Origin of the sequence: Caldanaerobacter subterraneus, from assembly GCF_004345675.1 — a bacterium.
Classification (GTDB): Bacteria; Bacillota; Thermoanaerobacteria; order Thermoanaerobacterales; family Thermoanaerobacteraceae; genus Thermoanaerobacter; species Thermoanaerobacter subterraneus.
The window spans coordinates 1-6,156 of sequence record NZ_SLWU01000052.1 but is presented as its reverse complement, the minus strand read 5'-3'; the positions used below and the strand labels follow the sequence as shown (position 1 = coordinate 6,156).

The 6,156-nt window shown below is 34.2% G+C and carries 5 protein-coding genes; all 5 read left to right on the top strand.

Translation table 11 applies throughout. The annotated features are described in order from the left end of the window. On the top strand, positions 1–1,041 hold a 1,041-nt coding region (locus tag EV203_RS12935; protein ID WP_132040874.1), incomplete at its 5' end, for a hypothetical protein. A 297-nt stretch (positions 1,042–1,338) separates the two neighbouring features. After that, positions 1,339–2,580, top strand: a complete 1,242-nt coding sequence (locus EV203_RS12930) for a Druantia anti-phage system protein DruA (protein ID WP_083379569.1) — start codon at positions 1,339–1,341, stop codon at positions 2,578–2,580. A gap of 33 nt (positions 2,581–2,613) precedes the next feature. After that, complete coding sequence (locus tag EV203_RS12925; RefSeq protein WP_074666016.1) at positions 2,614–3,747, top strand: DNA double-strand break repair nuclease NurA; 1,134 nt, start codon at positions 2,614–2,616, stop codon at positions 3,745–3,747. A gap of 2 nt (positions 3,748–3,749) precedes the next feature. Next, on the top strand, positions 3,750–5,531 hold the full coding sequence (locus tag EV203_RS12920) for an ATP-binding protein (protein WP_074666014.1): 1,782 nt from the start codon (positions 3,750–3,752) through the stop codon (positions 5,529–5,531). A gap of 314 nt (positions 5,532–5,845) precedes the next feature. Then, on the top strand, positions 5,846–6,034 hold the full coding sequence (locus EV203_RS12915) for a hypothetical protein (protein WP_243700714.1): 189 nt from the start codon (positions 5,846–5,848) through the stop codon (positions 6,032–6,034). Positions 6,035–6,156 lie beyond the last annotated feature (122 nt).

Below are 6,156 nucleotides of genomic sequence, written 5' to 3'. Positions count from 1 at the left end.
GCTGATGCAGGAGATATAGTTTTTGAACATATTGGTAAATTAGATTCTGAGAGTGTTAAAGAAATATTTTATTCTGCTTCTCGGGTTTCTTCAGAGGTACTTATTGTAGATCTTGATGTTTTCTTAGGGAAGGAGATTATTTCTGCTCTTCAAAGTTTTAGAATCGCAAGACCTGGCACCAGAATAATTGTTATTGCACCTGAGAGGAAACCGGGTGATGAAATAATATCTTCCATAGTTGGTTTAGGCATATACGACATAGCAGCAGAAGAAAAAGAGTCTAATTGGAGTGAGATAATTAGAAATATTTTGCTTTCGCCTCCTGCTACATATGCTCAGGCTGCAAGGTGGCATACAGGTCAGTTTTTGAATGCTTCTATACAGGCAAAGGAAAGGGTTATTATAGAAGAAAGGCCTGCTGGCATCGTTACAATAGCAGTATCTGCTACTGCCCACGGCATAGGATGTACTCATACAGCTTTCTCTATAGCTTCATTTCTTGCCCGTTTAGGACATTCTACAGCAGTTATAGAAGACAGCCAGAGGTCTGTCTTTTCTTTTTTATGCAGTGTATTAAAAGCAAAAGAAGGAAAGGTAGAGGGTTCTTATACGGTTCATGGAATTGATATTTTTCCAGTAGATGAAAGCAGAAATAATGGTAATTGGAATTATGACATGCTTCTTAAAAAAATTAAGGCTGGACAGTATGAATATGTTGTTAGAGACCTTGGAGTTTTAGATTCAGCAAGAAAAAAAGAAATGTATAGAGCTGATATAGCTTTTATTGTGGCTTCGGCTGCAAAATGGCGGTGGCATGAGATTATTGACAGGATTGATTCTGAATTTAGTGTTATTTTCCCTTTAGCTTCGCAGAGTGATGTTGAAGAAATTTCTTTTTACGCAGGAATTAAAGGGACAGCTTTACCTTACTGTCCAAATCCTTTTGCTAGAGAAAATGATTTTATTTTTTTAAAGCTACTTGCTCCAGTACTGCCAAGCAGAAGGAAAAAGAAATCTCTTTTTGGGATTTCATTGTTTTAAAAGCTGTCCTAATAATCGGTACAGATTTTTCATTTTCGCTCCGCTCAAATCAAAAATCCGGTTAAGAGAGCACCTCTTAAAGCAGACGTGCTTTTTTGTTTGCCCCCGCACAAAAGATTATACGCCTGCTCGCCTTACGGTCAAGGGGCAAGCCTTCGGTCGGTGAGCATATCCTCTTGCTCCAGTACTGCCAAGCAGAAGTAGAAAGAAGTCTTTTTTTGGAATTTCATTGTCTTAAAATGTTTTTATAGTTGGAACAATTATGGTATAATTATTAATATATGGAGGTGCTTTAAATTGTTAACGAAAGTTTGGATTCAACAACTAAATGATTATATATTGGAGCATGAAATAAATTCGGAAATAGATGATGAAATAAATAATTGTGTAAGCCTCGAGAAAAAAAGAGAAATGCTAAGAGACAAAATCATAGAACAAATAAAGGCTTACGTTTTAAACACTCCAGACACACAAAATAAGGACCTATTGAGAAAAATGCATGAGAGAGCTCGAATTGAGCTTTTGCTTAAACACAGAAAATTTTTGATTGAAAAGGGCGAAAAGATTATTGATAAATATTTTGCAGAGGGGGATGATATCGTACCAGAAAAAATATCTCCTAGGTTAATTCCTGTTAGAACAAAGGAAGAATGGGATATTTTTAAAACAGCGAGATTTACATGGAGTTTGCCATTTTCAAATGGTTATGGGCGTAGATTGTGTTTTCTTATAATGGACGAATACAATGGGAAACTTATAGGAATATTGGGAGCCCATTCTCCAGCTCTAGGAATAAAATTAAGGAATGAGTGGCTCAACTTAAAAGGGAAAGATAAAGTTTATAAACTTAATGAGACGATGGATATTTTTACATTAGGTGCAGTACCACCTTACAATATGTTGCTGGGTGGCAAATTAGTAGCAATGAGCACTGTAGCTAATGAGGTTAGAGATTTCTATAGAGAAAAGTATAGCAACAAAAAAACTGAAATGGAACAAAATATTATATCTCCTCATTTAGTGCTTTTCACAACAACTTCAGCTTATGGGCGCAGTTCTATATATAACAGGGTTAAATATAAGGACAAGCTATTATGTTTTTCACTTGGTTATACAAAAGGTTTTGGGGCTTTTAAGTATACTGACGAAATTTCAAGGTTAATGAAAGAGTATTTGTTATTAAAAGGAATCGAAGTTAAAGGTGGATATGGTAATGGTCCTAACTATAAATTTAGACTAATTAATACAGCTATTAAGGAAATAAATAAGGAAATAGATTTGAAAGAAGTTTTAAATATAAAAAGCATAAAACAGCTTTTAAAGCATGAAGTAAAAAGAGAAGTTTTTGTTTTTCCGCTAGCTTCAAATGTAGTTGAATATATCAATGGTATTGATAAAGAGGTTAAGTATTATGATTACAAATTTGAAGAATTAGCTGAATATTGGAAGGAACGATATCTAAAGCGAAGAGCAAAAACTAATGATGAATGGAGATATTGGAATAAGGATAATTTAAAAAAGTATCTTTTAATTAAATGATTTAATTAAAATAATTGTGGAGGATCCAGTAAAATGGAAGAACAAAGCGTTTTTTCTGAACTTCCAGAAGCTCTTGTAGAGGAAATGTTAGAAAAAAGTAATCAAATAGGAGAAGAAATTCTTTTAATGTTTAAAGAACTTAAAGAGAAGAAAAAAGAAATTCGAGAGCAGCTTCAGAAAAGTGGAATGTTAAAGAATGATAGAGAACTTGAATTTCCTCAACCTCCTACTACTTGTGGAGTAGATGGATCTTATGCTATTGAAAAACTTATGGCAATGGACCTTGTTGGATGTGCTGCGGTTGCGGTAGAAGGTTTAACTCCTCCTTTTGAGACAAGGCATTGGGAAGCACCTAAACATTTAACTTTTATGGCTCATGAAAAAAGAGATGATGATACACCATCTATAGTAAGAGGAATTATGATACAAATGGAATTAGAACTTGCTGTAAATGCTCCTCATGATATTGTAATGTTGGACGGTTCTTTTACTACTCCTATAATTTATATGAATCAGGCAGTAAGCAAAGCAAAAGAAAAAAATACAGATATAAGTGAAGAATTAATTAAAAGGTTTGAATCGTTTCTAATGGCTTACAGAACTATCCTTGAGGCTTCAAAGAGTGACAAAATATGGGTTAGTTTACCAAAATATACAACAAGGCAAGAGCTTGGAAAAAGCTTAGGATGGGCTTCTCATTATGATGATAGGGCACTAATGACTTTTATTTTGTCCGCTGGAGAATATACTACTCCAATTCCTTTGGAAAAACCAATAGAAAAATGGCATTTAGCTTCGCCAAAGGATAACCAGAAATTAGATAGAGTTATAGATGAAATAACTTCACTTCTTGAAAAAATTCATGTTGTGTATTATAAACCGCATTCATGGATGCCAGCTTTAAGATTAGAAATACCTTCTTCTGTTGCAACCAATAAAAGTCGATTATCTATATTATTTCAAGGATTACGTTACCAGTGTGGTACAGCAGGTATTATGGAACCTTATCCATTGTTTATGGCTGATAGGATGGTAAAACATTTAGGAAGTGCGATGCCTGCATTTAGGCAGTCTTCAACCCGGCAAATAATAGAATTGTACGAGGAAGAAGATTTTTCTGAAATATTTTTTACTATGCATGGATATAGAACTGAAGGAGGTAAGTAAAAGTGGGGGATTTTGAAAAACTATTGGATAATGCTGAACGCATAGCTACTATTGGTTCGCCTTCTTCAACTAGTGGACTTGCTTTAGATATTCTAGGAACTGCAGTGGATAAAAAACTAGTGGGAGAATTAGCTTTTTTTGATTTTAATCAAGACGGAAAAAGACATTATGCTTTAGGACAAATAACAGAAATTCAACTAAGAAATGCATGGCTTGAAGATCCTACTATGAGATCTTTAGCAAGACAAAAAGGGCAAATCAGTCAAATAAGCGGTAGACAGGATACTCATTTAGGGCAGATGACAGTAAGTGCTGTGTTTAGTGATGAAGGAGATAAATTCGTACCAAGCATCTTGGGAACAGTACCGCCTACTGGGACATTTGTTAAATTAGTTACTGACGATATATTAAATAAACTTTTAGAGAGGTATAAAGAAGAAATTTTCTATCTTGGTCATGTTTATGGTTCTACCCCCAAATTACCCTTGTGGTTTAAAGATTTTTCTTCTGGTCCCTGTGGTGCTGGAGAAGCTTATCATATAGGCATTTTTGGGAAAACAGGTTCGGGAAAATCTGTTTTAGCAAAAATGATATTACTTGCTTATGCAAGGTATGAAGATATGGGAATATTTGTTTTGGACCCTCAAGGAGAATTTGCTCTCAGTTTAAGAAATAAACAAGGCGATAATATGTCTTATATTTTAAATCACACAATTTTAGAAAAGTTAAATAAAGAATGGTTTATATATGACCTTTCTACGTTAAAACTCGATAGATGGGAGCTCTTTGTAGAATTACTTCGAGAATATAAGTTCTTCTTTGAACTCGGAATAAAAAGTTCAGAATATCAAGGAATAGTAGCAGAAGATGTTTTGGAATTTTTACGAAAAGATAAAAATATCAAGCTTGAAAATTTAGATAAAAATACATTTGTGAAAACACTGCAATACATTCATCAAATTATTGAAAAAATTTATGCAGATAAAAGCGGAGTTGAAAGAGTTAGGAATACTATAGTAAAAACTTTAAGTGACATTGAAAATAACTTAGAAACAAGTATTTTTGAAAAATGGCGAAAGGTATCTCTATTTTTCCAAGGTAATGGTAGGAAAAGTCCTGGGCAGATAGTAAATGAATCTCTTTATCCTGAAAAAAGACCTTTAATTATAATTGATTTATCTCAAAAGCCTGAAGACGTAGAGCAAGATGTGTGGGATAGGAAAATAAAACCTTTATTAATTGACAGGTTTCTAGAAGCTATTACTGAGATGGCAGAATCGGTATATCATAAAAAAGAAAAAGAGCAAATACAAGAAAAAAAATATAGTAAAACAAATCTTAATACCTTAGTGTTAATAGATGAAGCCCATAGATTAGCACCAAAAGAAAAACAGACAGATGAAAGAATGGAGAGAATAAAAAATAGATTAATTGATGCCGCAAGAACTACAAGAAAATATGGTCTTGGATGGATGTTTATAAGTCAAACATTGTCGAGTCTCCATAAGGAAATAATAGGACAACTTAGAATTTTCTTCTTTGGATTTGGCTTAGCCTTGGGAACCGAATTTCAGGCTTTGAGAGAAATTGTGGGAGGAGATACTAATGCATTGAAATTATATCAATCATTCCGCGATCCTCATAGTTCTTTTGATGTTTTTTCGCGCCAATATGCATTTATGACAGTAGGTCCTGTATCTCCTCTATCCTTTGCTGGGTCACCACTTTTCTTTACAGCTTTTAATACTCCAAAAGATTTTTTACGAGAAAACCACTTTATATAATAAATGTTGTTAATAAAGCTTTTTAGCAGCCACAAATAAAGTTTTTGGTAAACTTCATCTATGTTATAATTAAGCACCTCTGCTTTGCAGACGTGCTTTTTTGTTTGCCCCCGCACAAAAGATTATACGCCTGCTCGCCTTACGGTCAAGGGGCAAGCCCTGTCGGGTCGGTGAGCATATCCTCCCTCGCTAGCGCTCGGTCCGGTATCCCTCCCCGACCCCTTGACCTTCGGCTCGCAGGCTGTTTTGTTTTAACTGCCGGGGGCAAACAAAATTTGATTTTGAATTTTTTAGGGAGGCGCTTTTAAGTGAGTATGAAAGAGATGAGAGAAAGGGTTATGGAGTTTTTGAAAGAGCAATTGGAACTTGACAAGTTTACATTAGAGGAATGCCACTTTATGCCGGGAGGTGTTTTTGTAAAGGACGGAGAAGGTAAAAGCATGCTGGTTTTTTACGATTTTATGAAGGATAAAGTGGATTACTGGTTTGAAAATGAAAAATAATTAAAGAATTTTACAAAAAATACTATTAAATGATTGTAAAATTATTTGGAATGTGATAAAATATTAAGTGAAAGGAGTATATGCTATGACTGATATTGAGGAAATTAAAAAATTCCTCAATA